The sequence below is a fragment of the Protofrankia sp. CiP1_Cm_nod3 genome (assembly GCF_982290655.1).
Genome location: NZ_CEVIVD010000047.1, coordinates 35,662 through 36,613 on the forward strand (window position 1 = coordinate 35,662; position 952 = coordinate 36,613).

Below are 952 nucleotides of genomic sequence, written 5' to 3' on the forward strand. Positions count from 1 at the left end.
GCCCGCCGGTGGGCTCGGGCCCCACAGGGAGCGTCCCGGCCATGCCGGTGACGTCCAGTGACGTCTCTCCGGCGGATTCGGGTAAGGAAACCGGCTGCCGCGGCACCATCGCCGCCCTCACCGCGGGCATGGGCGGTATGGCCGATGGCACGGACGGTGCTTCCAGCAGCCGCATCGGGGTGCGGGTGGCGGTGGCGAGCTGTCCGCCGCGCGGCCCGTACAGCCCGGTCAACCGGCTGGTGTCCGCCAGCAGGGTGACCGTTCCCCGGGGCACGACGACGCGGGCGAGCTCGCCGGGGGTCAGCAGGGTCTGTTCGACCTGGATGCGCTCGTCGACGTAGGCGGGCAGGAGGTAGCGGCCGGACGCGTCCAGCCCCCGGCGGGCCCCCAACGCCCCGGGCCGCGTCACCGCGGCGATGAACCGTCCGACGATCAGCAGGTCACGGCGCTGGAGCTCACCGGTGTGGACGACGACCAGCGTGCCGCCGTGGACAATCAGGTCCGCCTCCTCCTGGCCGTCCGCGACCCGGCGCAGGCGCTGGAGCTCCGCCGGGCTCGGGGCGAGGCCGGCGGCGCCGTGGACAGCGACAGCTCCGCGCCGTGGCCGGTGGCCGTGTCCGGCCGAGGGCCTTTCCGGCAGACAGGTCACCAGTTCGGGTCCGCGCGCGGACCACCCCTGTTGGCGGTCACGCTCGGTGGTCATGAGCCCTCCGCAGACACCGTTAGGACGAGGATGGGATATGACCCTGCGCTAAGAAGTCAGCCGGCGATGTGACGTACATTACGCCCTGGCACGGCCCTGCCGCTCCGCACCGGGTACACGAACGCGGCACAGCCGCTTACTGTGCCGCCACAGCCGCGGTGGCGCCCGCGAACCAGCGCCTTTTAACGTGGCCGTCACAGATTCGGCGCTGATAGTCACAATGGCGGGCTTCTCAAGAGATCCCGGACA

The 952-nt window shown here is 72.0% G+C and carries 1 pseudogene; it reads right to left on the reverse strand.

Going from position 1 to position 952, the window contains the following annotated elements:
- A pseudogene (locus tag AC5LUJ_RS11545) lies at positions 1-703 on the reverse strand (hypothetical protein); the annotation flags it as partial.
- Positions 704-952: the final 249 nt, after the last annotated feature.